Raw genomic sequence first — 21,343 nt, forward strand, 5'->3', positions numbered from 1 at the left:
ATCGGCTCGGCTGATGAATATCGCTCGGAAACATTCGCTGGACCGACCATAGCCGCTGCGGCAGCGTGGGCCGCATGGTCACCGCTCCCGCCCGCCAAGGGTTCAGCCGCCCGGCCGCCCGCGCCTGGACCTGCCCGCCCGCGCCCCCCGGCGTCGCCGCCTTCCACCGGACGCTCCCCGGCCATGCCCCGACGCCGCTGGTGGAGCTGCCGTCCCTGGCCGCCGAGCTGGGCGTCCGGCGGCTGTTCGTGAAGGACGAGTCGTCCCGCCTCGGCCTGCCCGCCTTCAAGATCCTCGGCGCTTCGTGGGGGATCTGCCGGGCGCTCCGCGACAGGTACGTGCTGCCGGACGCCTCGCTGGGGCGGCTGCGCGAGTGCGGCCCGGTCCGGCTCGTCACGGCGACGGACGGCAACCACGGCCGCGCCGTGGCCGAGATGGCCCGCCTCCTGGGCGCACCGGCCGACGTCTACGTCCCGTACGGCGTGCATCCGGCCGCGATGGCCGCGATCAAGGCGGCGGGCGCGGGGCTGACCGAGGTCCCCGGGCCCTACGACGAGGCGGTGCGGACGGCGGCGGAGGATGCCGCCGCCGACCCGTCGGCACTGCTCGTCCAGGACACGGCCTGGTCCGGCTATGAACGCGTCCCCCAATGGATCGTGGAGGGCTACTCCACGCTCTTCACCGAGATCGACGAGCAACTGGCCGAGGTGGGCGCCGGATCAGTGGGCCTTGTGGCTGTCCCTGTGGGAGTGGGCTCGCTGGCCCAGGCGGCGGTGACGCACTACAGGTCGGGCCCGACCCGGCCCACCGTGCTCTCCGTGGAGCCCGACGCCGCCCCCTGCGTGCTGACGAGCCTCCACGAGGGCAGGCCGCTGACCATCGAGACCGGTTCGACCGCCATGGCCGGCCTCAACTGCGCCACGCCGTCCAGCCTGGCGTGGCCAGTTTTGCGGGACGGCCTGGATGCGGCCGTCACCGTCACCGACCCCGAGACGGCCCGCGCCGCCCAGGATCTTGCGTACCTCGGTCTGTCCGCGGGCCCGTGCGGTGCCGCATCGCTCGCCGGAGCCCGTAGCGCTCTGGCCTCGGCGAATCGCCGCGACCTGGCACCCGAGCACGCCCAGACGATCGTCCTGCTGAACACCGAGGGCCGGGCCGCGAACCCCTCCCTGCCCTGAGCGGCCGCCGAGCAGACCGCGGGTGTCCGAAATCGGCCTTGTGCATCGGACATTTTCCTGCCGAGCACCCCTGACGCTCACAGTGGGAATTGTTAAGGTGCGGCATGGCCGAGGACGGGCGCGGAAATGCGGACGGGCGCGGGCGCGAGTACCGGGTCGAGGAGCTGGCGGCCGAGGCGGGCATACCGGTCCGGACGCTGCGCTACTACCAGGAGCGGCGGCTGCTGCCCATGCCGCGCAGGCGCGGCCGGATCGCCCTCTACGACGACGCGCACCTGGAGCGCCTGCGCCTGATCGCGGAGCTGCTCGAGCGCGGGCACCGGCTGGACGGCATCGGCGAGCTGCTCGCCGCGGCGGACGCCGGGCGCGGCGTCACCGAGCTGCTCGGCTACGCGTGGGCGGCCGCCACGCCCTGGGCCGACCAGACGCGGGCCGAGGTCGGCATGGACGAACTGGCCGAGGCCTTCGAGGGCGGGCTGACCCCGGAGCTCGTCGCGGAGGCGGCCGAGCTGGGGCACATCACGGTGAGCGGCGACCGGGTCGTGATCAACAGTCCGCGGCTGTTCGACGCCGCCGTGCAGCTCGTGCGCGCCGGGATCCCGCTGCGCTCGATCCTCGCGATGAGCTGGGAGCTGGAGGCGGCCTTCGACCGGATGGCGTTCGGTTTCGTCCAGCTGGTCCGGGGGCATCTCCTCGACCGGCGGGACGGCGGCGATCCGTCCCCGGCCGACCTGGACCGGCTGGACGAGCTGGTCGCGCGGCTGCGCCCGATCGCCAGGACCGTCGCGGGCGAGCACTTCGCCCGCGCGATGGATCGCCGGCTCGCCAAGGACATTTCGGAAATCGGGCAGCGAATCCGGCCTACGCGCCGGTAACATACCCCTACCGCAACCTCGCGGGGTTGGTTACTCTCGGCAAACAGTCCCAGTAAGGACTGGAAACGAGGCGTGAGGGGGTCGCACGATGCCAGGGACGGACGACGGTCGGGCGGCGCTCCACCGGTTCCTCGCCGACCGGGTCGACGAGATCACCGCGGAGGTGGCGGGCGAGGTCGCCGCCCGCGTCCCCGCCTACACCCGGCTGAGCCCGGACGAGATCGCGAACCTCGTCACGGAGGCCATCGCGGTCTACGCGGGCACCCGGGAGCCGCGCGCCGTGCTGCCGGTGTTCCGCGCGCTGGGCGCCGGGGAGGCGTGCGCGGGCCACGACGTCCGCCACTTCGAGTCGGCGCTGCGCACCGCCGCCCGGGTGCTCGTCCGCCGGACGGCCGGCGCGGCGTCCAGCCTCTACCCGCCGACGGCCGAGTTCATCGCGGTCATGCGGACGGCGTTCACCGCCGAGATCGCGATCGTCGAGGCCGCGATCGACGGCCACCGCCGCGCGACCCGCCCGGCCGTGGCACGCCGCCTCTACCCGCTGCTCAGCAACAACTAGCGCCGCCACGCCACGCACCGGCGGCGTGCCGCCCCGCTCATCAGGACGACACGCCGCAGGTCAGCGGCTCGGCTGACGGGTCGGCGGCTCGCTAGCGGTGGACGACGGCCCGCTCGTTCGGGACGCAGTGGGTCATCTTCAGGCCGGTCACGTCGCGCGGCCCGTTCTTGCCGAGGTTCGCCAGGCGCTGCCCGTCCTCGTCGGTGAGGGTCTGGCCGGGCAGCGGGTCCAGGTGCTCGACGTCCTCCGGCTTGATGCCGAGGCCCTCGCCGACGCGCAGCCCGAGGTCGTCCTCGACGAGGAGGAAGTGCCACACCATCCGCTCCTGGACGGGGCGCGCGCACTGCGAGATGAGGTCGATGAAGTTGCGGACGAGGTCGTCGCGCTCCCACTCCTCCATCAGGCAGTAGCGCTGGCCGGCCTGCTTGTAGTCGTTGTTCCGCGCGATGCGCTTGCGGGTCAGCCGTCCCCGGATCTCCGGGCCCTGCTCGTCATGGGTCGGGTACTCGGCCTCGCGCAGCCCGCCCGTGATGGACGGCTCGTAGTTCACGTGCGGGTTCTCGGCCCCGTCCACGTGGTACGCCATCTGGCCGTCGCGCTGGTTCGTCCGAACCGTCGTGCCCTTGGCCTGGTTGACGGGCAGCTGCAGGTAGTTCGGGCCCACCCGGTACCGCTGGGTGTCGCTGTAGGAGAACGTCCGCCCGACGAGCATCTTGTCGTCGGAGAAGTCGAGGCCGTCCACGAGGACGCCGGTGCCGAAGGAGATCTGCTCGTTCTCGGCGAAGTTGTTCTCGACGTTCCGGTCCAGGACGATCCGCCCGACCGGCTTCGGCGGGAAGTCGTTCTCCGGCCACACCTTGGTGTCGTCGAGCGGGTCGAAGTCGAGTTCGGGGTGCTCGTGGTCGTCCATCATCTGCACGACCAGCTCCCACTCCGGGAAGTCGCCGCGCTCGATGGCGTCGTGCAGGTCCTTGGTGGCGTGGCCCAGGTCGCCGGCCTGCACGTTGGCCGCGTCCTCCTCGGTCATGCTCCGCACGCCCTGCTTCGGCATCCAGTGGTACTTGACGAGCTTCGTCTCACCGGCCGCGTTCACCCACTTGTAGGTGTTCACACCGAACCCCTGCATGTGCCGGTAGTCGGCCGGGATGCCGCGCGGGCTGAACACGTGCACGAGCATGTGCATCGACTCGGGCGTCTGCGACATGAAGTCGAAGATGCGCGCCGGCTCCTGGCGGAACGTCACCGGGTCGGGCTTGAGGGCGTGGATGACGTCGGGGAACTTGATGGCGTCCCGGATGAAGAACACCGCCAGGTTGTTGCCGACGAGGTCCCAGTTGCCGTCCTCCGTGTAGAACTTGATGGCGAACCCGCGCGGGTCGCGGGCCGTCTCGGAGGAGTCACGGCCGCCGATGACCGTGGAGAAGCGCAGCGCGATGGGAGTGCGCTTCCCCGCCTCCTGGAACAGCTTCGCGCGGGTGTAGGTGTCGATGGGCTCGTCGCCCCATTTCCCGTACGCCTCGAAGAAGCCGTAGGCCGTGACGCCGCGCGCGTGGACGACCCGTTCGGGGATCCTCTCCCGGTCGAAGTGGCTGATCTTCTCCAGGAACTGGTAGTTCTCCAGCGTGGCCGGGCCCCGGGACCCGACCGTCCGCTGGTTCTGGTTGTCGTACACCGGGTGGCCCTGCCGGTTGGTCAGTACCGGACGATCGTCCCCCGGCTGCGGCCCCATGCTCGATACGTCCGTCACGGCGCGCTCTCTCCTCTCCACACTGCTACGTCCGCGCCCATACCCGAAGAGAGGCAAGTAACCGGGCCGGGGCAGGTAAAACCGGTGATGGCGCTCACCTCTCGGCGGCGGGCCTGGTGTCCGGTGCGAACAGGAACGAGATGCGCTCCATGACGCGCTGCCGCTTGGTGTTGTGGAAGGCGGCGATGCGCCACACGCCGTCGTCCTGGCGGACGAGCGTGTACGTCTGGGTCTTGGACAGGTCGCCGGGCTTCTTCGCCTTGCCCTTGTAGGTGTCGCCGCGGCTCGTGACCACGGCGGTGGACGGCCCGTAGAAGCGGACCGACAGGAACGAGTCGGCCAGCTTGGTGCCCTTGAGGAAGCCGCGGAACAGGGCACGGTGCCCCTCGACGATGTCCTCGCGGCCCTCGTAGTAGGTGCCGACGTAGGTGGTGTACGTGGCGTCCTCGGTGAACACCTTCCCGTAGGCGTCGGCGTCGCCGCGGCCCCAGGCGTCGGTCAGCGCGCGGAGCGTCGCGCACACGCCCGCGTGGTCGTCCGCGTGCCCGTCCGCCGCCGCCCCCGTCGGGGTGACCTTCTCGCAGTCGGGTTCGCCGACGTTGCGGACGCCCGAGGTGCCGCTCAGCCAGAGGTAGCCCGCGGCGCCGGCGAGCCCGAGGACGAGCGCCGAGAGGCCGAGGACGCGCTTGACGCGGCGCCCGCGCGGGCGGCGCGCCTTCGAGGGGGCGGCGGTGGTGGTGGCGGACTCGATGGTGGCGGTCATGGTGCCCTCCCTGTGACTTCTTTCGAGCATCTTCTTCATAGAAGATTTCTCTGCGTTGAAGAAGAGATTAGGGAGCGGGACGCCCAGTGTCAATCGGTCTGATGGGGACCGCCGTCAGTCGCGGAGTGCGGCGGCGAGGTCGTCCAGGAAGCGGGAGACCGGACCGAGGGTGAGGACGCCGCTGCCCGCGCCCGCCAGCTCGCCCGCGGACGGGGCGAGTTCCTCATGGGCGCGCCGCATCGTCTCCCGGTCGCCGACGGCGATGGCGGCGGTGGCGACCAGGCACCACAGGGCCTCGAACAGCAGGTCGCGCGGCGGTTCCGGGACGTCGCGCAGTGCGGCGGCGGAGTCGTCCGGACGGTCGTGCGCCAGCAGCACCAGAGGGCGGGCCCACGGCTCGTACGGCCCCCAGTCGGCCGGATCGGTCTGGGCGGGCAGCCCGTGCTGAACGCGCAGGCAGAGGAGCGCCAGCGGCAGGAGTCCGCTCTCCAGGCCGGGCATGCCGGAGCCCCGCATGCGTTCGGCGGCGTCCCGGTAGGCGGCCTCGGCCTTGTCCACAGGGGCGCCGGACGCGGCGAGCCGCATCGCCCGGTACCAGGTGGTGAACACGCGCACCAGCGGACGTTCATGGTGCTCGGCGAGCCGTTCGACGGTGGCCGCGTGCTCGTCGGCCCCGGCGAAGTCGGCGAGCGCGCCGCGCGCCTGGAGCCGGATGAGGTGTCCGAGCACCTCGAAGGTCGCGAGGTCGTGCCGGACGGACAGATCGACCAGTTCGGCACCGATCGCGTCCCGGCGGGCGGCCAGGCCCGCGCGCTCGAAGGACTGCATGTAGACGCCGTTCAGCGCGAAGGCGAGCAGGGCCGGGTCGTCCAGGCCGCGGGCGACCGCCTCCGCCTCGCGGGCCGCCTCCCGCGCCCGCGGCGTGCCGGCGCCGCGCGACTCCAGCGCGATCGTGGCCAGCAGCCGGGCCCGCGCGGCGGCGCGTCCCGGCGGAAGCGCGGCGAGCGTCCGCTCGGCCGCCGCCACGACCTGGGCGGCCTGGCGCGGGTCGTCCGACCGGGTCCAGTTCGCCGGGACGTCGTACGCGCCGATGACCCGCGCGGTGAGGCCGGCGTCGCCCAGCTCCTCGGCGGCGAGGATCGCCGGCAGGCGCTGCTCGCGCGCCGCCTCCAGGCCACCGCCGCCGGTCATGGCCAGGTTCCGCAGGATTCCCACGGTCGACTCCAGCCGGGACCGGGCCCCGGACGCCACCGTGCGGTCGTACGTCTCCGCCGCCCTGGCCCATACGCGCGTCGCCGCGTCCTGGGCGGGGTCCAGGCGGTCCTCTTGGCGGAGGATGTCCTCCTCTAGGCGGCGCAACTCCGGACCTGGGTCGACGCCCAGTTGCTCTACGAGAAGGCCGCGCGCCCGGCGGAGGACCGACAGTGCGTCGCCCTGGCGTCCGGTGCGGTAGAGGGCGAGCGCCAGCAGGCGCCACGCGTCCTCCCGCCAGGGGTGCTCGGCGACGTGCGCGTCTAGGTCCGGGACGGCGTCGGCGGCGAGGCCCGAGGCAAGCAGCGCCTCCGCCCGCCGCTCGACCGCGCTCAGCCGCAGCTCCGCCAGCCGGGACCGCTCCGCGCGCGCCCACGGCTCGTCGGCGAACTCGGCGTAGGCGGGCCCGCGCCACAACGCGAGCGCCTCGTCCAGCGCGGTGAGCGTCTCGCTCGCCGCGCGGCTGGTGGCAGGGCGGCCGGCCGAGGTCACGGCGTTCTCGAAGCGCCAGGCGTCCACGCCGTCCGGGCCGGGGCGCAGCGCGTACCCGGGGCCCTCGGTGACCAGCAGCCGGGACGGCGTCCGGGGCGGGCGGCCGGGTTCCAGGACGCGCCGCAGCGCCGCCACGAAGGTGCGGACCGCGCCGATACCGTCCGAGGGGGGAGCGACCCAGAGATCGTCCACCAGCACGGACACCGGGACGACCCGCTCGCGCGCGATGATCAGCCGGGCCAGGACGGCGCGGTGCCGCGGCCCCTTCAGCGCGATGGGGTTCCCGCCGCCGTCCCAGGCCGTGACCGGCCCCAGCACCCCGAACAGGACGTCCACCCCAGCCACCGTATAGCGCGCTCATCGGATGCTCATCGGCCCCGGCCAGGCTGAAGCCATGACGACGAACATCAACGGATTCGACTACAAGCGCGTCCCCGTCGCGGAGGGCGTGTCCCTGAACGTGGCCGTCGGCGGGTCGGGCCCGCCGATCGTCCTCCTGCACGGTTTCCCGCAGACCCACCTGATGTGGCGGCACGTCGCCGAGGACCTGGCCGCCGACCACACCGTCATCTGCCCCGACCTACGCGGATACGGAGACAGCGACAAGCCGGACGGCGCCGACGCCGACTACTCCAAGCGGGCCATGGCCGCCGACATCGTCGCGCTGGCCCGCGCCCTGGGATACGAGCGGTTCGCCCTGGCGGGGCATGACCGCGGTGCCCTCGTCGCCTTCCGCGCGGGGCTCGACCACCCCGACACCATCACCCACCTGGCCTGCCTGGACGTCCTGCCCACCCTGGACATGTGGGACGTCATGCACGGCACCACCGCCGCCGTCGGCTTCCACCTCTACCTGATGGCCCAGCCGCCCGGCCTCCCCGAGCAGCTCATCGCCGGCGCCCCGGACGCGTTCTTCGGCCACTTCCTCGACCTGTGGGGGAACGACCCGTCCGCGATCCCGGCGGACGTCCGCGCCGCCTACCTCGACGCCTGCCGCGCCGCGATCCCGTCGATCGTCGCCGACTACCGCGCGTCCGCCACGATCGACGTCGACCACGACACGGCCGACCGCGAGGCGGGCAACCGGCTGCGCATGCCCGTCACCGTCCTCCAGCAGGACTGGGGCGCCGCACTCGGCTACGACGCGGTGGCCCTCTGGCGCGCCTGGGCGTCCGACCTCCACCACGGCACCGTGACCTCGGGCCACTTCATGGCGGAGGAGGACCCGGCGGAGATCGCGAAGTCACTCCGCGCTCTGCTGACCCGGTAGGGCTTGGGGGTGCTTCGCCCTGGTGACCCGCCAGTGGGTCACCAGGGCGGGTCACCAGGGCGGGTCACCAGGGTGGGTCACCAGGGCGGGCCGCCCTGCGTCGCCGCCCACACCCACACGTAGAGGAGGAACCCGAACCCTGCCAGCCCGAGGAGCATCACCCAGTTGAGCGGTGCGCTGTGCGCGTGTCTGCGGGCCATGGTCATCGTCCGTTCGTCCGGCGTCGTATCCGTCGACTGCTCGGATAGCCGGACAATCGGCCCATTAAGCCCAGTGAACGGCAAACAGTGCATGTGTCACTGGAAGTACATGCTGAACCCGTTCGCGAGCGCATCGGCCATGCGCTGCCGGAACGCGGCACTGGACATCTTGGCCGCGTCGCCCGGGTTCGCCATGTTGCCGCACTCGATGAACGCGGCCGGGACCGTCGACAGGTTCAGCCCGCCCAGGTCGTCGCGCCGGTCCAGGCCGTCCTTGCCGACGTAGGTGGCGAACGGGAGGCCCGTCCCGGCACGGAACGCGTCGCGGATGTCCAGCCCCAGCCGCCGGGACGCGTCCACGATGCCCTTGTTCTCGCCGACCGGCGCCGGAACGATCACATGGAACCCGTGCCCGGACGGCGCGGCTCCGTCGGCGTGGATCGACAGTGCCGCGTCCGCGTGCAGCCGGTTGGCGATGGCCGCCCGCTCGGTGATGCACGGCCCGACACCGGTGTCGTTCTTGCGGGTCAGCGTGACCTTCGCGCCCTCGTCGCGCAGTCTCTTCGCGAGCCGGTTCGCCACGTCCCAGGTGAAGGCGTGCTCGGGGAAGCCCTTCGCCGTGCTCGTCCCGACCGTGTTGCACGGCTTGCGGCCGTTCCCGACGAAGACCTGCTTGTTGATCACTTCCGGGTGGGAGGCGTTGGCGCCGTTGTGACCGGGATCGAGCACGATCACCTTCCCGCTCACGGGCGACGCGCCGCCGGTGCCGGGCGAAGCGGTCCCCGGCGTCCCGCCTCCGGGCGGACTCGTCCCCGGCGTGCCGTCGCCGGACGTTCCGTCGTCGTCCGATGACCCGCCGCCGCAGCCGGCCAGCGCCAGTGCCAGGCACAGGACCATCCCGGCCTTGCGTCCGCTCCTGAACCACCGCACAAGCCCCGCCTCCCCCGAAGACAGCCAGCCCTTATGTACTCAGGGTAACCATCCGGGTTCGGTCCGAATCGGGTGGGCTGAGGGTAGGTGCCAGTCTGCGGGGCCTGGGGACGACGAAGCGGGACGTCCCCCCGAGGACGTCCCGCAGTGTGTGTGTTCGTGTTCGTCGTGCTCGCCGTGGGTCAGCTCTTGGTGAACTGCGCGATGGCGCCGAGGACCAGCGTGTCCGCGAGGTACCCGAGGTGGGTCTGGCAGGCGATGAGGTGGTTGTTCGCCCCGCTGAGGCGGGTGCTGGTGTAGGGGATGATGATGCCGTCGCACGGCGAGTACCAGGTCGCGTACTGCGTGCTGCCGGGCGTCTCGTCACCGGCGCTGATCTGCAGGATGAAGGACGAGCCGGGAAGCATCTGGCGGCACGTCTCGAAGATGGTGCACGCGGCGGCGTACGTCGTCCCGTGGTTGGCGCCCGCGATCGACGCCAGGTGCGCCACGTTCGGGTTGCCGTTCAGGACCTTCAGGTAGTACTGGCTGACCAGGCCGCCCATGGAGTGGTTGACGATGTCGACCTGCGACGCGCCCGTCCGCGACTTCACCTGGTTCACGTACGACGCCAGCCCGGCGGCGTTCTGCTTGTTGTCGCCGTAGGAGTTGTACTCGTAGGCGAACAGCTGGTCGCTGCTGTAGCCGGCGGCGCGGAACACCGACATGGCCGTGACCCAGTTGGACGCGCTGCCGGTGTAGCCGTGCACGAAGATGACGGGTCGCGGCCCGGCTGCGTTCGCCGGGGCCGCGAGGCCGAGCCCGAACGTCGCCAGCGCCGCGCAGAGCGCGATGAGCGACCCGAGGACCCGTTTCATGAAGCCTCCAGGGGTGGGGGGAACCGAACCCCTGCACTGTGACTCCGCCGCCGGGCCGCACGCATCGGCGAAATCACCGGCCTTAGACCGGTCCCGCCCGAGCCGCCGGGAAGGTCAGAGGGACCAGATGAGCCCCTTGGCGGTGCCTCCGGTGACCCGTCCCGTCCCGGTGCCGTGCTGGACGACCTGGAACCGGACCCGGCGGCCGCTGCCCACGACGTCCGCCGCGACGTCGTGGTGCAGGAACGTCGCACCGTCGAAGGCCGTGTGCTCGGACGTCGCGCCGACCTCGACGCTGCCGTCGGAGTCGGCGCGCTCGATCACGCGCGCCTGGAGCCGTGTGCCCTGCGCCAGCCCCTCCACGCGGACGTTCGCGACGAGGGCGTACTGGGCGGGCCCCTCGACGAAGGACGGGCCGCCCGCGTTGCGGTGGTGGTGCGCCGAGTCGGAGTACTCGTCGTCCCAGCGGATGGTCACCCACTCGCCGGGCGGCAGGTCCTGCGCCGCCGCCATCCCGACGGACACGTAGTCCGGCGTGTCGCCGTCGCCGGAGCCGCCTCCGGAGGCGGGCATGCCGGCCTTCACCCACGCGTACAGCTGGTCGCCGGGGCAGCTCGTGGCGTACACGTCCCGGTGCCCGAGCTTCTTCAGGCTCTTGCCCTTGCGCCGGACGGCCTCGTCGTACACGGCCCGGATGGACCGCTTGGCGGCCGCGGTCGCGTCGCCGTCCCGGCCGATCATGCAGACGCCGATGCCGGAGGAGTTGTGGTCCGGCGCGTGTGCGCCGACCGTCAGCCAGCCGCGCCCCTCGTAGATCCGGCCCTGGACGTCGACGAGGAAGTTGTAGCCGATGTCGGCCCAGCCGTTGCCGTCCATGTGGAAGTCCTGGATGGACCGCACCGACTGGGTGGTGGGGCCTTCGGAGTAGTGGACGACGAACTCGGTGCGGGTCCCCCACGACACCGTCGAGCGGGACCGCGGGGCGCGGGCGCCCCACTCCTTCCGGCTGATGATGTCCACGGTCGGCCTCCCAAGGATTTCGAAACGTGACTGGAGAGCCTAGGGGCACGATCCCCACCTTTCACCTCGAACGGTGGATAGCGCCCCAAAACGGAGCACTCGGGGAGGTGTCGCGGAGAGGGCGCCCCGCAGCTTGACCGTGCTTTCCCCGCCGGGTGACCCGTTCAATGACTACTCAAAGTGACTGACTCATTGCGTTCGGTATAGATATGCATGCCTGGAGCGAATGACGAGCCACTGACTGCCGGAGCCGCTGCGTACGGCCATCGCAGGTTTGCGGGGAGATTGCTCGGGCAGTGCCTGATCGGCATGAGGGGTGTCGCCCCAGGGGCCGCGTGGTTCGGGAGGCGCCGCATGGCGGGCGAGAGAGAGTCAACGCCAAGGGCGCGGGCGCTCCGTGTGGTGCTGTGGTGGCCGCCCCTCTTCGCGCTCTGGATGCTGTTCGTCGGTGAGTGGTCCTGGCTGATCGGCGTATGGGGCGCGGCCATGGCGCTCGCGGCGGCGGTCAGTGCGTCGCTGGTCGTCGAAGCAGGACTGCTGGACGCCCGGGGACGCCGGGCTTTGTGCCGCGAATTCAGTGCGGCGACCATCTCCCCTGGATCCGGACGGCGTTCGCTGCACGACCTGCGGGCGGGCCGGCGATCGGAGCGTCCATCGTGACCCGGCCCTTGTTCCTGCTCGCGGCGGCCGTCCTCCTCGCCGGATGGGTGCCGCTGCTGGCCGTCGGCCTCCGCGCCAAGGCGATCGACGGCGTGGCCGCCCTCCAGACCGCCGGCGCGCAGGCGACGCTGGTGCTGATCTGCCTCACCACGGGGTTGCAGCAGTCGTCCTTCGCGTCCCTCGCGCTGGTCACCGCCGTCTGCGTCGGCGTCAGCGGCCTGGTCTTCGCCCGCTTCATGGACCGGCGGCCGTGAGCGCCGCCGAGATCGCCGCGCAGGTGCTGCTCTGGGCCGGGGTGGCCGCCCAGCTCGCGTGCTGCGTCGGCGTGTGGTGGACGCGCGACGTCTTCGACCGGCTGCACTACACCGCCACGGCCTCGACCATCGGACCGGTGCTCATCGGCACGTCCGTGGTGGTGACCGGCGGCGCGGGATCGGTGTCCGGGACGGTCCAGGTGGTCGCGGCGGCCGGCGTGCTCCTGCTGCTCAGCCCCGTGGTCACCCACGCGGTCGGACGGGCGGCCCGGCGCATGCCGCGCGACGGCGAGGCCGGCCCGTGACCGCGACGCTGACGACCGTCCTGCAGGGGATCGCGCTCACCTTCGCCGGAGTCCTGGCCGTGGGGACGGTCCTCGTCCGCGACCCGCTGCGGCAGGTCGTCGTCTTCAGCCTGTTCGGGCTGTCGCTCGTCATCGTGTTCGCGCTGCTGATGGCACCGGACGTCGCGATCGCGGAGGTCGCGGTGTCGTCGATCGGCGTCCCGATGGTGCTGCTGCCCGTCATCTACAAGACGCACAGCGGAGGAAAGGGATGATGGGCCGGTGGCGGCGGGTGCTGGTGCTGCCCCCGCTCGCGGCGATCCTCGGTGTCCTCATCTGGGGCTATACCGGCCTTCCGGACTTCGGTTACCGAATCGGCGAGTACGGCCATCTCATCAACCAGAACGCCCAGGGGCAGCGCCACATCACCAACTTCGTGACCGCGGTGATGTTCGACTATCGCGGCCTGGACACGATGGTGGAGGAGTTCATCCTCTTTACGGCCGTGATGGGGCTCGTCCTGCTGCTGCGGTCAAGCCGGGAGGCCGCCACCGGACGTCCGCCCAGCGACAGCGCCACCAGCGACGCCGTCCGCACGGCTGGCGGTGTGCTGGCTCCCGTGCTGCTCCTGTTCGGCCTGTGGCTGATCAGCTTCGGGTACATCACGCCTGGCGGCGGGTTCCAGGGCGGCGTACTCGCGTCCGGCGGCGCGCTGCTGCTGTGGCTGGCGGGCGGCCACCGCCCTTTCCGCCGCCTGGCGCCGACCACGCTCCTCGACGCGACCGAGGGCCTCGGCGCCGCCGCCTACGTCGCACTGGGCTTCCTCGGCCTGACCGCAGGCGCCGCCTTCCTCACGAACACCCTCCCCCTGGGATCGGCAGGGACGCTCGCCTCAAGCGGCACGACCGCAGCGCTCAACTGGGCCGCCGGTGTCGAGGTCACCGCGGCCTTCGTCCTCATCTATCGCGAGTTCATCGAGGAGTACATGCAGTGACCTACTACCCGTACGTGGTCGCCGGCGTGCTGTTCGTCGCCGGCCTGTACGGGGTGGCCACCAGCCGCAGCTACATCCACCTCGGGGTGTGCCTGAACATCATGCAGTCGTCCACGTACCTGCTGCTGCTGGCGGTCGGCTACCGGAACGGTGCGTCGCCGCCCGTCACCAAGGGCCAGGCACCGGGCACGCCGCTCACCGACCCGGTGGTGCAGGCCCTCACCCTCACCGACATCGTGGTCAGCGTCGTCGTCCTGGCGCTCGTCCTGTCCCTGGCCTTGCAGGCGCACCGGCACGCCGGGACGGTGGACCCGGACGAGATGCGTCCGACCCGCGGATGAACGAGCTCGTCCCCCTCGTCGTCGCGCTGCCGCTGATCTGTGCCGCGCTGCTGGCCGCCGTGGGCCAGCACCTGCCCCGCCTGCTCCCGGACGCGGTCGCCATCGCCTGCGCCGCCGCCGTGACCGGCATGAGCCTCGTCCTCACCCTGGACTCGGCCGACCGGACGATCGTCTACTGGTTCGGCGACTGGTCACCCGTCCAGGGTGGCTTCCCGTGGGGGATCGGTTTCGTCGTCGAACCTCTGGCCGCCGCGGAGGCGACCCTGGCGGCGGCGGCAGTCCTTGGTGCGCTGGTGTTCTCGTGGGGGCATTTCGAGAACATCCGCCACCTCTTCTACTCGCTGATGCTGGCCTTCCTTGCGGGCATGGTGGGGTTCGTTCTGTCCGGGGACCTGTTCAACATCTTCGTGTTCCTGGAGCTGATGAGCGTTGCCGCGTATGCGCTCAGCGGCTACCACGTGAAGCGACCTGAGGTGCTGCAGGGCGCACTGGACTTCGCGGTGCTCAACACCATCGGCACGCTGACACTGCTGATGGGCATCGGTGTCCTCTACGGGCGCACCGGCAACCTCAACCTGGTCGGTGTCGGTACGGCCTTGGAGCAGCACCACCCTTCTGGATTGCTGGTGCTCGCGCTGACCTTCATCACCGTCGGCTTCCTGGTGAAGGCGGGGACGGCCCCTTTCCACTTCTGGCTGACGGACGCCTACAGCGTGGCCACCGCCCCTGCGGCCGCCATCTTCACAGCGGTGATGAGCGACCTGGCGTACGACGTCTACTCCCGCGTCCACAGCACCGTCTTCGCCCCGACGCTCGGCGACGACGACGCCGTACGTCACGCATTGCTGGGCCTGGCGCTGCTCAGCGCGGTCTTGGGTGCCGTCATGTGCTTCCTGGAAGCGGACCTGAAACGACAGCTGGCGTTCATGACCGTCAGCAATGGCGGTGTGGTGCTCGCGGGCATCGCGACTCTCACGGCCGACGGCCTGGCGGGCTCGGTCATGTACATCATCACGGCCGGGTTGCTGCGGGGGGCGCTGATGCTGTGCCTGGGAATGCTCATCGTCCGCTTGGGCTCGGCGGATGAAATGGCTCTGCACGGTTGGGGCCGACACGGAGGCCACTTCGTCCTGGCCGCGCTGCTGACGCTGTGCGCCGCCGGTCTGGCGACTCCGCCCGGCTTCGGCCCCTTCCAATCCGCGGCTCTCGTCTACGACGCGCTGGCGGCCGGTGGCTACGCGTGGATGGCGCCCGTTCTCGCCGTATGCATAGCCGTCAGCGCTGCGGCGGTACTGCGTGCGGTGGCCCGCATCTTCCTGGGCTGGGGCCCGGCACACGACCCGGCGCTGACCAGCCAGGGATCCGAACCGCACCGCCTGGACGGCCACCACCGCCTATGGCCATTGCTGGCTCCATTGTTTCTGGCGGCGACCGGCTACTTCCTCGCTTTCGCCTCTGACCTGCCCGCCCACGCGATGAAGGCGGCGGCGGACCTGCACGACCACGCGTCCCATGCTCGATTGGTAACCCAAGGCGTCACCCCGCCGTCCCGTCCTCTCCCCGAACACACCATCGCGTCGCGCGATTGGCTCTACGGGGCGGTCTCCTTCGCAGGCGCATTCGTGCTCGCCGGGCTCGGCCTGTGGTGGCAACGCCTGCCGGATCGCTTTCTGAAGCCGCTGCGCGCATGCCTGAGGCCGCCGATACTCGCGGTGAAAACCGTCCACAGCGGCAGCATCGGCGACTACACGACCTGGCTGATCGCAGCGACCGCGGCCCTCGCTCTGGCCTGGGCCGCAACCCTCTGACGGCGAGGCTGGAGGGCGGCTCGGTCGTCGCCCGAGCCGCCCTTTCCGTCAGCGGTAGTCGTTCTCCTTCAACTCGATCACCCAGGCGCGGCGTTCGGCGATCCTGCCGTCGCGCATGACGAACACCTCCGCCATCGACATGCGCATCTCGCCGCCGGCGGCCCGCTTCACCGTCCCGGACATCTCCGCCATGACGACGTCGTCCTGCTCGACCATCCGGACGACCCCCAGATGTGGAGGGTTGACGAACTCGGGCGGGCCGTCGATGGCCTTGTCGTAGGCGTCCTTACCGGTCAGGTGGAAGCCGCCGAAGACCGTCCACTCGATGTCGTCGGTCAGGCAGGACAGGATCTGCGCGTGGTCGTTCTTGCGGAAGCCGTCGATGTACCTGTTGACGGTGTCGGTGTTCCGTGACATGTCGATCCCTCCGGTTCGGGTGCGTCCATGGGGACGCCGGCCGTCCGATGGCGCCCTCCCGAATAGGTCGGAGCACCCGAGCCGTCCTCGACATCTCTGGGGTTATCGCTTCTTCGCGCGCTCGTAGTGGCGGGCGGCCTTGGCGCGGTTGCCGCAGACGGCCATCGAGCACCAGCGGCGGGTGCCGCTCTTGGTCGCGTCGAAGAAGTACAGCACGCAGCCGGGATGCGCACACGGCTTGACGCGCGCGGGGGCATCGGTCGTGAGTCGGAGGTAGTCGGTGGCTGCCAGCCAAGAGGGCAGCCATGCGGGGTCATCGGTTCGCGGATGCTCTTCCCTGCCGCCGGACCCGAGCCGGTAGTGCAGTGCGCCGCGCTCAAGGACGCGGTTGAACGCGTCCACGGTTTCCGGGGACGAGCCCTCGCCGAGGAGCGCGGACAGGATCTCTCGCGTCTCCAGCGTGGCGTCGAGGGTCGCCCGGTCGGGCGCGGCCCGTCCGTCCAACCCCGCCGAACGCAGCCAGACCGCCAGGCCGTCCGTGGAGTCGAGGAGGTCGTGATGGACGCGCTCGTCGATCCACCTGGTGTTGACCAGGTCCAAGCTGAGCGGCTCCCCGACGAGCGGCCGAGGGTCCGCGCTCTCCTGCCGCATGCCGAGATTCTACCCACCTAACGCGACTTAGCCGGTTGACGATCACTCTCTAACCCTCTATGGTCCGATAGACAGTTAGCGAGCCCGAGCGTGACAGCTCGGGGTTTGTGAGGTGCGCCATGGAGACAGTCGCCATCAAGACCCTGCAGACGGGACATGTCGGGCTGAACGTGAACGACTTGGACCGTTCCCTGCCGTTCTACCTGCGCGTCTTCGGGTTCGAGGTCCAGGCCGAAGGCAAGGAGCCCGGCCGCCGCTGGGCCTTCCTCGGACGGGACGGCCGGCTGGTGCTGACCCTGTGGGAGCAGAGCGACACCACGTTCGCGACCCGCTCGGCCGGCCTGCACCACCTGTCGTTCCAGGTCGAGACGATCGAGGAGGTGAAGGCCGCCGAGCAGGTGCTGCGCGAACTGGGCGCCGAGCTCGTCCACGACGGCGTCGTCCCGCACGGCGAAGGCGCCTCGTCCGGCGGGATCTTCTTCACCGACCCCGACGGGACGCGCCTGGAGATCTACGCGCCCACCGGCGCCGACACCGCCCCCGCCCCCAGCGGGGCCGCCCCGACCTGCGGTTTCTTCTAACCACGCCCGAAAGGAGGCCGCTGTGGCGGTCGACGTCTACCACGAGGGTGAACGAGCCGCCCAGCGGCGCGCGGGTCTGCTCGACCAGGGCGGATTCTCCGGACGTGCCATTCGTTCGGAGATGCCGGAAGTGGCGCGCAAGTTCCTTCTCCAGCAGCCGATGCTGGTGCTCGGCGCCGCCGACACGGACGGACGGCTCTGGGCGACGCTGCTGACCGGGCAGCCCGGCTTCCTGGATGCCGAGGACACCGGCACGCTCACCATCGACGCCCGTCCGGCCCCTGGCGACCCGCTCCACGACCGGCTGCGGACTCCCGTGCCGGTCGGCCTGCTCGCGATCGAACCGTCCCGGCACCGCCGGATGCGAGTGAACGGGCAGGCCGTCCCTACGGAGTTGGGCCTGGAGGTCAAGCTCGACCAGGTGTACTCGAACTGCCCGAAGTACATCCAGAAACGCGAACACCGGTGGGAGCCGTCCGCCGCCCGCGGCCGTCCGCAACGTTCCGGGGCTCTCACCGGCCACCAGCAGCGGTGGATAACCGGCGCGGACACGTTCTTCATCGCCACCGCTGACCGGGAGGGCAACACCGACGCCTCCCACCGCGGCGGCAACCCGGGATTCGTCGAAGTGGTGTCGCCGACGGTGCTGCGCTGGCCCGACTACGTGGGCAACGCCATGTTCAACACGCTGGGCAACCTGGAGGTGAACCCCCGTGCCGGGCTGCTGTTCATCGACTGGACGACGGGTGCCGTCCTGCACCTGACCGGCACCGCCCGCACCGACTGGGACCCAGCGCATGCCGCCGCCGTACCGGGCGCTGAACGACTGGTCGAATTCACCATCACCGAGGCCATCGAGATCGCCGCCGCCGTTCCTCTCCGCTGGAGCGACCCGGTTGCCTCCCGCTTCAACCCACCCGTCCTCCAGGGCGGCTCGTGACCCCCTGACCACGAGCCGCCCCTTGGCACGACGTTCCTACCCGGTGACGGCGTAGGCCCGGATGACGGTCTGGTCGAGGACTCCCGGGATGGCCGTCCGCAGCGACACGAACCCCGCCTTCGGGTTGGTCAGGGTCGCCACCCAGGCGTCGCCCTTGCGGGTCACCTTGACGGCCTTCCAGGTCTTGCCGTCATCGGACGAGGCCCACAATTTCGGACTGGCGGTACCCGCGCGGTCGGTCGTCATGGTGATCTCCTGGCGAGCCCCTGCCCTGGCCCTCGACTGCGCGTCGAGCGGCGTACGGAAGTTGAGCGACGGCAGAGCGATGACCCCGTCGTCCCGGACGGTGAAGTGCCACACGGCGTGCTGGCGTATGGCAAGGGACGAGAAGGGGGAGGCGCGCTTCTCCTCCACTGTGAGGCTGTACCCGCCCGGCTCGGGCACGGGCCACGCCCAGGCGGCACCGGGCTCGTCGTAGGTGTAGACGGTCTTACCGTTCGCGTCCTTCAGGACGGAAGAGCCGGACGCTCCCGGGTACGGCGCCATGTAGCTCTTGCCCGCACCCGTCGAATGCATCCCGATCGTGAGCGCAGGCTCCCCGCCCTCGTACTCGCCCCAGATGACGCGTCCACCACGGGGACTGAACGGGGCCGGGGTAAGGCGACGCTGGTACGAGCCCGGCTTCATGAAGCGCTCGTCGCGTGTCCAGATCTCCGTCGTGCCTTCCTCGAAGCCGCAGCCCGTATCGGTGTTCATCCAGTCGAGGTCCCACGCGATGCCAGGCGAGTAGTACTCGGTCCGAACGCCGGGCGCTGCACCCACTCCGGTGAAGAAGCCCAAGGTGATGCCCTTGTCCGGCCAGGACGGCAGGGCATGCCCACCGACGCACACCGGACGTCCCTCGGTGCCGTACGCGGTCTTCACCGCGGCCATGTCCTTGGTGCGCACCCGCAGCGCCGGCTTCTGCGGCACCCCACCCGAGACCCGGCGCGCCACGTTGTAGACGTACGGACTGCCCGTCTCGGCACCCTTGCGGGTGAAGACGGCCTGCAGATCGAGCGCCAGCCCAGGCGCGGAACCAGTGGGCGTGATGTAGGCGTTCTTGAGCGACATCATCGCCGACGTGACGACGGGCTGACCCGCGATGTCCTGGACGACCCGTACCTCCCCTTCGAGGAGTTCGGCATCGGCGCGATCGACCACCGCCGTGATGGGCTCCGCCTCGCGCGCATCGAGCAGCACGCCGGTGGCCTCGTTGATCGCCACCTTGGGCCGGTAGACGAGCGCCCACGTCGTCTCGCCATCGCCTTCGGTCGTGCCGACGCGCGTCAGCACCGCGTACTCGCCTGCCGGGACCTCTCCCTCTGCGTGGCCGTCCACCAGATCGGCGTAGAACGGCTCGTCCCCGTCCAGCGGGTACAACGCGACGTAGGTGTCACTCGCCGGCTTGCCATGCCGATCAAGCACATCGAGCGTGACCCGCACGCCGACCCCGGCACTCAACCGCCGCGCCTTCGCCGGACGAGGCACCCCCTTGCTCACGGCTTCCCCACGCAGCCCGTGCGGATACCGCTCCCGAACGTCCTGCGAGCTGTGCGGCGCCACCCGCGGCGTAGCCGCGACCTGCACGGCGCTCTCTTGCTCCGGGCCGCTCAGCGCGCCGGCACCCAGCGTCCCGGCGATGACGGCCGTCGCGGCACCGACGACCAGACTCCTCTTGCCGACCAAGGCATCTCCTTCCACGAGGAAAGCCCGCGCGGAGCGCGGGCCTCAGAGAGGAGATGTCCACTTCCGCGAGATCATTTCTGCGTTTCCGGGGCCTGCGAGACCGTGGTGACGGTCCCGGCGGCATGCTGCCGGGGTCAGGCTCTCTCGGCGGGCCACTCCGAGCAGGTCTCCGGGGAGCAGGTGGAGGCATGCAGGATGAGGTTGCCGCGCCGGCCGTACCAGGGCTCGATCGTGGCCCGACGACCGGGAAACGCACGCTCCGCCGCTTCGGCGTCGGCCTCATCGAACGAACCGTAGAACAGGGGATGTCCGGAGTAGAGCTCAATCTTCTCCGACCCCATGGGCCAAATGGCCCGGTGCATGTCGACATTGAAGAACTGGTCGGGAGTTGGCCGGTTGGTCACACTCCAAGCTTATGGCGGATGGTAATCACTCGGTAGCTGAACGACAAGAAAAGCGTAGGAGTGATTTCAGATTTGGGACCAACGACATTTACGCCTCAGACCCGAGTAGTCCGATAGTTCGGACACAGTAAGCACACGCGCACGCCTCCCCTCGGTACGCCCCCGGACAAATGCCCAAGACCGCAAGCCTCTGCGGATACTGTGCGACCGTGACCGGATCCAAGCAGCGGCCGCTGCTCTTCCTCGACGTCGACGGCCCCCTCATCCCCTTCGGAGCGGCGTCCGGGAAGTACCCGACCTACGAGGCGGTCACATCACCACACGCCGAGGGAAACCCGCTCCTGTCCAGGATCAACCCCGAACACGGAGGACGGCTGTCGGCACTCAACTGCGAGCTGGTCTGGGCCACCAGTTGGATGGACGACGCCAACGAGTGCATCGCGCCGCGCCTTGGCCTTCCGCAGTTGGCGATGGTGACCTGGCCGGACACGCCCGATGAACGTGCCGGTCTGCATTGGAAGACCCGCACCCTCGTCGACTGGGCAGCGGGACGCCCCTTCATCTGGCTCGACGACGAGATCACCGACGCCGACCGCACCTGGGTGGCCGCCCACCACCCCGGCCCGGCTCTCCTGCACCGGGTCGACCCGAGCAGCGGCATCACCCAGGCCGACTACGCCACCGTCGAGAAGTGGCTACGCACGCTTAACGCCATACGGCCATTGAGCGCCCCATGGGACCTCTAAGCCTCGATCCACCGGGTGATTGCTGTTCAGGTTGCGGAAACGACAAAAGGGATGCCCCGTGGCCTGCGATGATGGGCTTGTCTAAGGTCCAGCAGCGCAGAAGCAACGAGGCATCCCGTAAGTGCAATCCTCTCATGTCTCATCGGCGGTGGCTGCCGCGTTCGACGAGCCGAACTTGATCGCCGATGCCGGGCTGGTGCCGGTGGTGCGGCTGGCCGAGCGGGCGGGGTTGCCCGAGCTGGCGGCCGAGGTGCTGCGCATCGGCGGTGCGCGCAACAGCGCCGGCGCCGCCCCGGCCGCGAAGGTGATGTCGCTGGTGGCGGCGATGTGCGCCGGAGCCGACAGCATCGATGACACCGACCGGTTGCGGCACGGGGCGATGCCGACCGCGTT

25 protein-coding genes and 1 pseudogene are annotated in these 21,343 nt (G+C 70.5%); 15 read left to right on the plus strand and 11 right to left on the minus strand.

The genetic code is table 11. The features are described from left to right. Nucleotides 1-74: 74 nt before the first annotated feature. From CHF16_RS32655 to CHF16_RS32665, 3 genes are all read left to right on the plus strand, one after another. The gene (locus CHF16_RS32655) at nucleotides 75-1,178 is read left to right on the plus strand and encodes a pyridoxal-phosphate dependent enzyme (RefSeq protein WP_089330023.1); all 1,104 of its coding nucleotides are present in this window, start codon (nucleotides 75-77) and stop codon (nucleotides 1,176-1,178) included. A gap of 104 nt (nucleotides 1,179-1,282) precedes the next feature. Beyond that, nucleotides 1,283-2,053: a MerR family transcriptional regulator gene (locus CHF16_RS32660; RefSeq protein WP_089330024.1), complete on the plus strand. Its 771-nt coding sequence runs from the start codon at nucleotides 1,283-1,285 to the stop codon at nucleotides 2,051-2,053. An 88-nt stretch (nucleotides 2,054-2,141) separates the two neighbouring features. Beyond that, on the plus strand, nucleotides 2,142-2,612 hold the full coding sequence (locus CHF16_RS32665; protein WP_089330025.1) for a PucR-like N-terminal domain-containing protein: 471 nt from the start codon (nucleotides 2,142-2,144) through the stop codon (nucleotides 2,610-2,612). Between the two features lie 91 nt (nucleotides 2,613-2,703). Here the strand turns inward: CHF16_RS32665 and CHF16_RS32670 are convergent, their stop codons facing one another. The 3 genes from CHF16_RS32670 to CHF16_RS32680 form a co-directional block, all read right to left on the minus strand. Further along, entirely contained in the window at nucleotides 2,704-4,359 is a 1,656-nt protein-coding gene (locus tag CHF16_RS32670; RefSeq protein ID WP_089330026.1) for a catalase, read from the minus strand. Between the two features lie 94 nt (nucleotides 4,360-4,453). Next, the gene (locus tag CHF16_RS32675; protein WP_089330027.1) at nucleotides 4,454-5,122 is read right to left on the minus strand and encodes an SgcJ/EcaC family oxidoreductase; all 669 of its coding nucleotides are present in this window, start codon (nucleotides 5,120-5,122) and stop codon (nucleotides 4,454-4,456) included. Between the two features lie 114 nt (nucleotides 5,123-5,236). Beyond that, nucleotides 5,237-7,201 carry an AfsR/SARP family transcriptional regulator gene (locus tag CHF16_RS32680; protein ID WP_089330028.1) on the minus strand — a complete coding sequence of 655 codons (1,965 nt, stop codon included), beginning with the start codon at nucleotides 7,199-7,201 and terminating at the stop codon, nucleotides 5,237-5,239. A gap of 58 nt (nucleotides 7,202-7,259) precedes the next feature. Here CHF16_RS32680 and CHF16_RS32685 point away from each other — a divergent pair, with 58 nt between their 5' ends. Further along, the gene (locus CHF16_RS32685; RefSeq protein ID WP_089330047.1) at nucleotides 7,260-8,135 is read left to right on the plus strand and encodes an alpha/beta fold hydrolase; all 876 of its coding nucleotides are present in this window, start codon (nucleotides 7,260-7,262) and stop codon (nucleotides 8,133-8,135) included. A 77-nt stretch (nucleotides 8,136-8,212) separates the two neighbouring features. Here CHF16_RS32685 and CHF16_RS41990 read toward each other — a convergent pair whose 3' ends face one another. The 4 genes from CHF16_RS41990 to CHF16_RS42100 form a co-directional block, all read right to left on the minus strand. Beyond that, nucleotides 8,213-8,335: a hypothetical protein gene (locus CHF16_RS41990; RefSeq protein WP_281259427.1), complete on the minus strand. Its 123-nt coding sequence runs from the start codon at nucleotides 8,333-8,335 to the stop codon at nucleotides 8,213-8,215. Nucleotides 8,336-8,431: 96 nt separating this feature from the next. After that, nucleotides 8,432-9,265, minus strand: a complete 834-nt coding sequence (locus CHF16_RS32695; protein WP_245869635.1) for an N-acetylmuramoyl-L-alanine amidase — start codon at nucleotides 9,263-9,265, stop codon at nucleotides 8,432-8,434. Between the two features lie 182 nt (nucleotides 9,266-9,447). Further along, nucleotides 9,448-10,122 (minus strand): esterase/lipase family protein, encoded by a 675-nt coding sequence (locus CHF16_RS32700; protein ID WP_089330031.1) that lies wholly within the window; start codon nucleotides 10,120-10,122, stop codon nucleotides 9,448-9,450. 114 nt (nucleotides 10,123-10,236) lie between these two features. Beyond that, complete coding sequence (locus CHF16_RS42100) at nucleotides 10,237-11,142, minus strand: N-acetylmuramoyl-L-alanine amidase (RefSeq protein ID WP_089330032.1); 906 nt, start codon at nucleotides 11,140-11,142, stop codon at nucleotides 10,237-10,239. A 399-nt stretch (nucleotides 11,143-11,541) separates the two neighbouring features. Here CHF16_RS42100 and CHF16_RS39810 point away from each other — a divergent pair, with 399 nt between their 5' ends. From CHF16_RS39810 to CHF16_RS32730, 7 genes are read left to right on the plus strand one after another with little or no spacing between them, the layout of a single operon-like run. Further along, entirely contained in the window at nucleotides 11,542-11,802 is a 261-nt protein-coding gene (locus tag CHF16_RS39810) for a hypothetical protein (protein WP_143228207.1), read from the plus strand. Further along, complete coding sequence (locus CHF16_RS40590; protein ID WP_179271814.1) at nucleotides 11,799-12,056, plus strand: hypothetical protein; 258 nt, start codon at nucleotides 11,799-11,801, stop codon at nucleotides 12,054-12,056. Before CHF16_RS39810 ends, CHF16_RS40590 begins: the two co-directional genes overlap by 4 nt. Continuing rightward, a complete protein-coding gene (locus tag CHF16_RS40595) occupies nucleotides 12,053-12,361 on the plus strand; it encodes a cation:proton antiporter (protein WP_179271815.1) in 309 nt (102 codons plus the stop codon). Before CHF16_RS40590 ends, CHF16_RS40595 begins: the two co-directional genes overlap by 4 nt. Next, the gene (locus CHF16_RS32715; protein WP_218826951.1) at nucleotides 12,358-12,615 is read left to right on the plus strand and encodes a Na(+)/H(+) antiporter subunit B; all 258 of its coding nucleotides are present in this window, start codon (nucleotides 12,358-12,360) and stop codon (nucleotides 12,613-12,615) included. The genes CHF16_RS40595 and CHF16_RS32715 overlap by 4 nt, the downstream gene beginning before the upstream one ends. Nucleotides 12,616-12,632: 17 nt before the next feature. Beyond that, on the plus strand, nucleotides 12,633-13,334 hold the full coding sequence (locus CHF16_RS32720; RefSeq protein ID WP_179271816.1) for an MnhB domain-containing protein: 702 nt from the start codon (nucleotides 12,633-12,635) through the stop codon (nucleotides 13,332-13,334). Next, complete coding sequence (locus CHF16_RS32725) at nucleotides 13,331-13,675, plus strand: sodium:proton antiporter (protein ID WP_089330035.1); 345 nt, start codon at nucleotides 13,331-13,333, stop codon at nucleotides 13,673-13,675. The genes CHF16_RS32720 and CHF16_RS32725 overlap by 4 nt, the downstream gene beginning before the upstream one ends. Then, nucleotides 13,672-15,483 (plus strand): complex I subunit 5 family protein, encoded by a 1,812-nt coding sequence (locus CHF16_RS32730; RefSeq protein ID WP_089330036.1) that lies wholly within the window; start codon nucleotides 13,672-13,674, stop codon nucleotides 15,481-15,483. The genes CHF16_RS32725 and CHF16_RS32730 overlap by 4 nt, the downstream gene beginning before the upstream one ends. A 48-nt stretch (nucleotides 15,484-15,531) precedes the next feature. Here the strand turns inward: CHF16_RS32730 and CHF16_RS32735 are convergent, their stop codons facing one another. Beyond that, nucleotides 15,532-15,900, minus strand: coding sequence for a nuclear transport factor 2 family protein (locus CHF16_RS32735; RefSeq protein WP_089330037.1), 369 nt, complete (start codon nucleotides 15,898-15,900; stop codon nucleotides 15,532-15,534). A gap of 102 nt (nucleotides 15,901-16,002) precedes the next feature. After that, nucleotides 16,003-16,551 carry a CGNR zinc finger domain-containing protein gene (locus CHF16_RS32740; protein WP_089330038.1) on the minus strand — a complete coding sequence of 183 codons (549 nt, stop codon included), beginning with the start codon at nucleotides 16,549-16,551 and terminating at the stop codon, nucleotides 16,003-16,005. 119 nt (nucleotides 16,552-16,670) lie between these two features. On the opposite strand from CHF16_RS32740, the gene CHF16_RS32745 reads away from it, so the two are divergent. Both CHF16_RS32745 and CHF16_RS32750 read left to right on the plus strand, forming a co-directional pair. Next, nucleotides 16,671-17,132, plus strand: coding sequence for a VOC family protein (locus CHF16_RS32745; RefSeq protein ID WP_089330039.1), 462 nt, complete (start codon nucleotides 16,671-16,673; stop codon nucleotides 17,130-17,132). A gap of 22 nt (nucleotides 17,133-17,154) precedes the next feature. After that, complete coding sequence (locus tag CHF16_RS32750; RefSeq protein WP_089330040.1) at nucleotides 17,155-18,072, plus strand: pyridoxamine 5'-phosphate oxidase family protein; 918 nt, start codon at nucleotides 17,155-17,157, stop codon at nucleotides 18,070-18,072. A 36-nt stretch (nucleotides 18,073-18,108) separates the two neighbouring features. On the opposite strand, the gene CHF16_RS32755 is transcribed toward CHF16_RS32750, so the two are convergent. Both CHF16_RS32755 and CHF16_RS32760 read right to left on the minus strand, forming a co-directional pair. Next, the gene (locus CHF16_RS32755; protein ID WP_089330041.1) at nucleotides 18,109-19,800 is read right to left on the minus strand and encodes a hypothetical protein; all 1,692 of its coding nucleotides are present in this window, start codon (nucleotides 19,798-19,800) and stop codon (nucleotides 18,109-18,111) included. A gap of 134 nt (nucleotides 19,801-19,934) precedes the next feature. Continuing rightward, nucleotides 19,935-20,204, minus strand: a complete 270-nt coding sequence (locus tag CHF16_RS32760; RefSeq protein ID WP_089330042.1) for a hypothetical protein — start codon at nucleotides 20,202-20,204, stop codon at nucleotides 19,935-19,937. A gap of 209 nt (nucleotides 20,205-20,413) precedes the next feature. On the opposite strand from CHF16_RS32760, the gene CHF16_RS32765 reads away from it, so the two are divergent. Beyond that, the gene (locus CHF16_RS32765) at nucleotides 20,414-20,950 is read left to right on the plus strand and encodes an HAD domain-containing protein (RefSeq protein WP_089330049.1); all 537 of its coding nucleotides are present in this window, start codon (nucleotides 20,414-20,416) and stop codon (nucleotides 20,948-20,950) included. A gap of 148 nt (nucleotides 20,951-21,098) precedes the next feature. Next, nucleotides 21,099-21,343: pseudogene (locus CHF16_RS32770) on the plus strand (IS1380 family transposase); the annotation flags it as partial.

Source organism: Actinomadura meyerae, from assembly GCF_900188445.1.
In the GTDB taxonomy this organism is placed as follows: Bacteria; Actinomycetota; Actinomycetes; order Streptosporangiales; family Streptosporangiaceae; genus Spirillospora; species Spirillospora meyerae.

What these genes read in the sequence shown, in the direction of transcription:
- CHF16_RS32655 (WP_089330023.1), top strand. Translation starts at nt 75, where the DNA reads ATGGTCACCGCTCCCGCCCGCCAAGGGTTCAGCCGCCCGGCCGCCCGC.
- CHF16_RS32660 (WP_089330024.1), top strand. Translation starts at nt 1,283, where the DNA reads ATGGCCGAGGACGGGCGCGGAAATGCGGACGGGCGCGGGCGCGAGTAC.
- CHF16_RS32665 (WP_089330025.1), top strand. Translation starts at nt 2,142, where the DNA reads ATGCCAGGGACGGACGACGGTCGGGCGGCGCTCCACCGGTTCCTCGCC.
- CHF16_RS32675 (WP_089330027.1), bottom strand. Translation starts at nt 5,122, where the DNA reads ATGACCGCCACCATCGAGTCCGCCACCACCACCGCCGCCCCCTCGAAG.
- CHF16_RS32685 (WP_089330047.1), top strand. Translation starts at nt 7,260, where the DNA reads ATGACGACGAACATCAACGGATTCGACTACAAGCGCGTCCCCGTCGCG.
- CHF16_RS41990 (WP_281259427.1), bottom strand. Translation starts at nt 8,335, where the DNA reads ATGGCCCGCAGACACGCGCACAGCGCACCGCTCAACTGGGTGATGCTC.
- CHF16_RS32700 (WP_089330031.1), bottom strand. Translation starts at nt 10,122, where the DNA reads ATGAAACGGGTCCTCGGGTCGCTCATCGCGCTCTGCGCGGCGCTGGCG.
- CHF16_RS32730 (WP_089330036.1), top strand. Translation starts at nt 13,672, where the DNA reads ATGAACGAGCTCGTCCCCCTCGTCGTCGCGCTGCCGCTGATCTGTGCC.
- CHF16_RS32735 (WP_089330037.1), bottom strand. Translation starts at nt 15,900, where the DNA reads ATGTCACGGAACACCGACACCGTCAACAGGTACATCGACGGCTTCCGC.
- CHF16_RS32740 (WP_089330038.1), bottom strand. Translation starts at nt 16,551, where the DNA reads ATGCGGCAGGAGAGCGCGGACCCTCGGCCGCTCGTCGGGGAGCCGCTC.
- CHF16_RS32745 (WP_089330039.1), top strand. Translation starts at nt 16,671, where the DNA reads ATGGAGACAGTCGCCATCAAGACCCTGCAGACGGGACATGTCGGGCTG.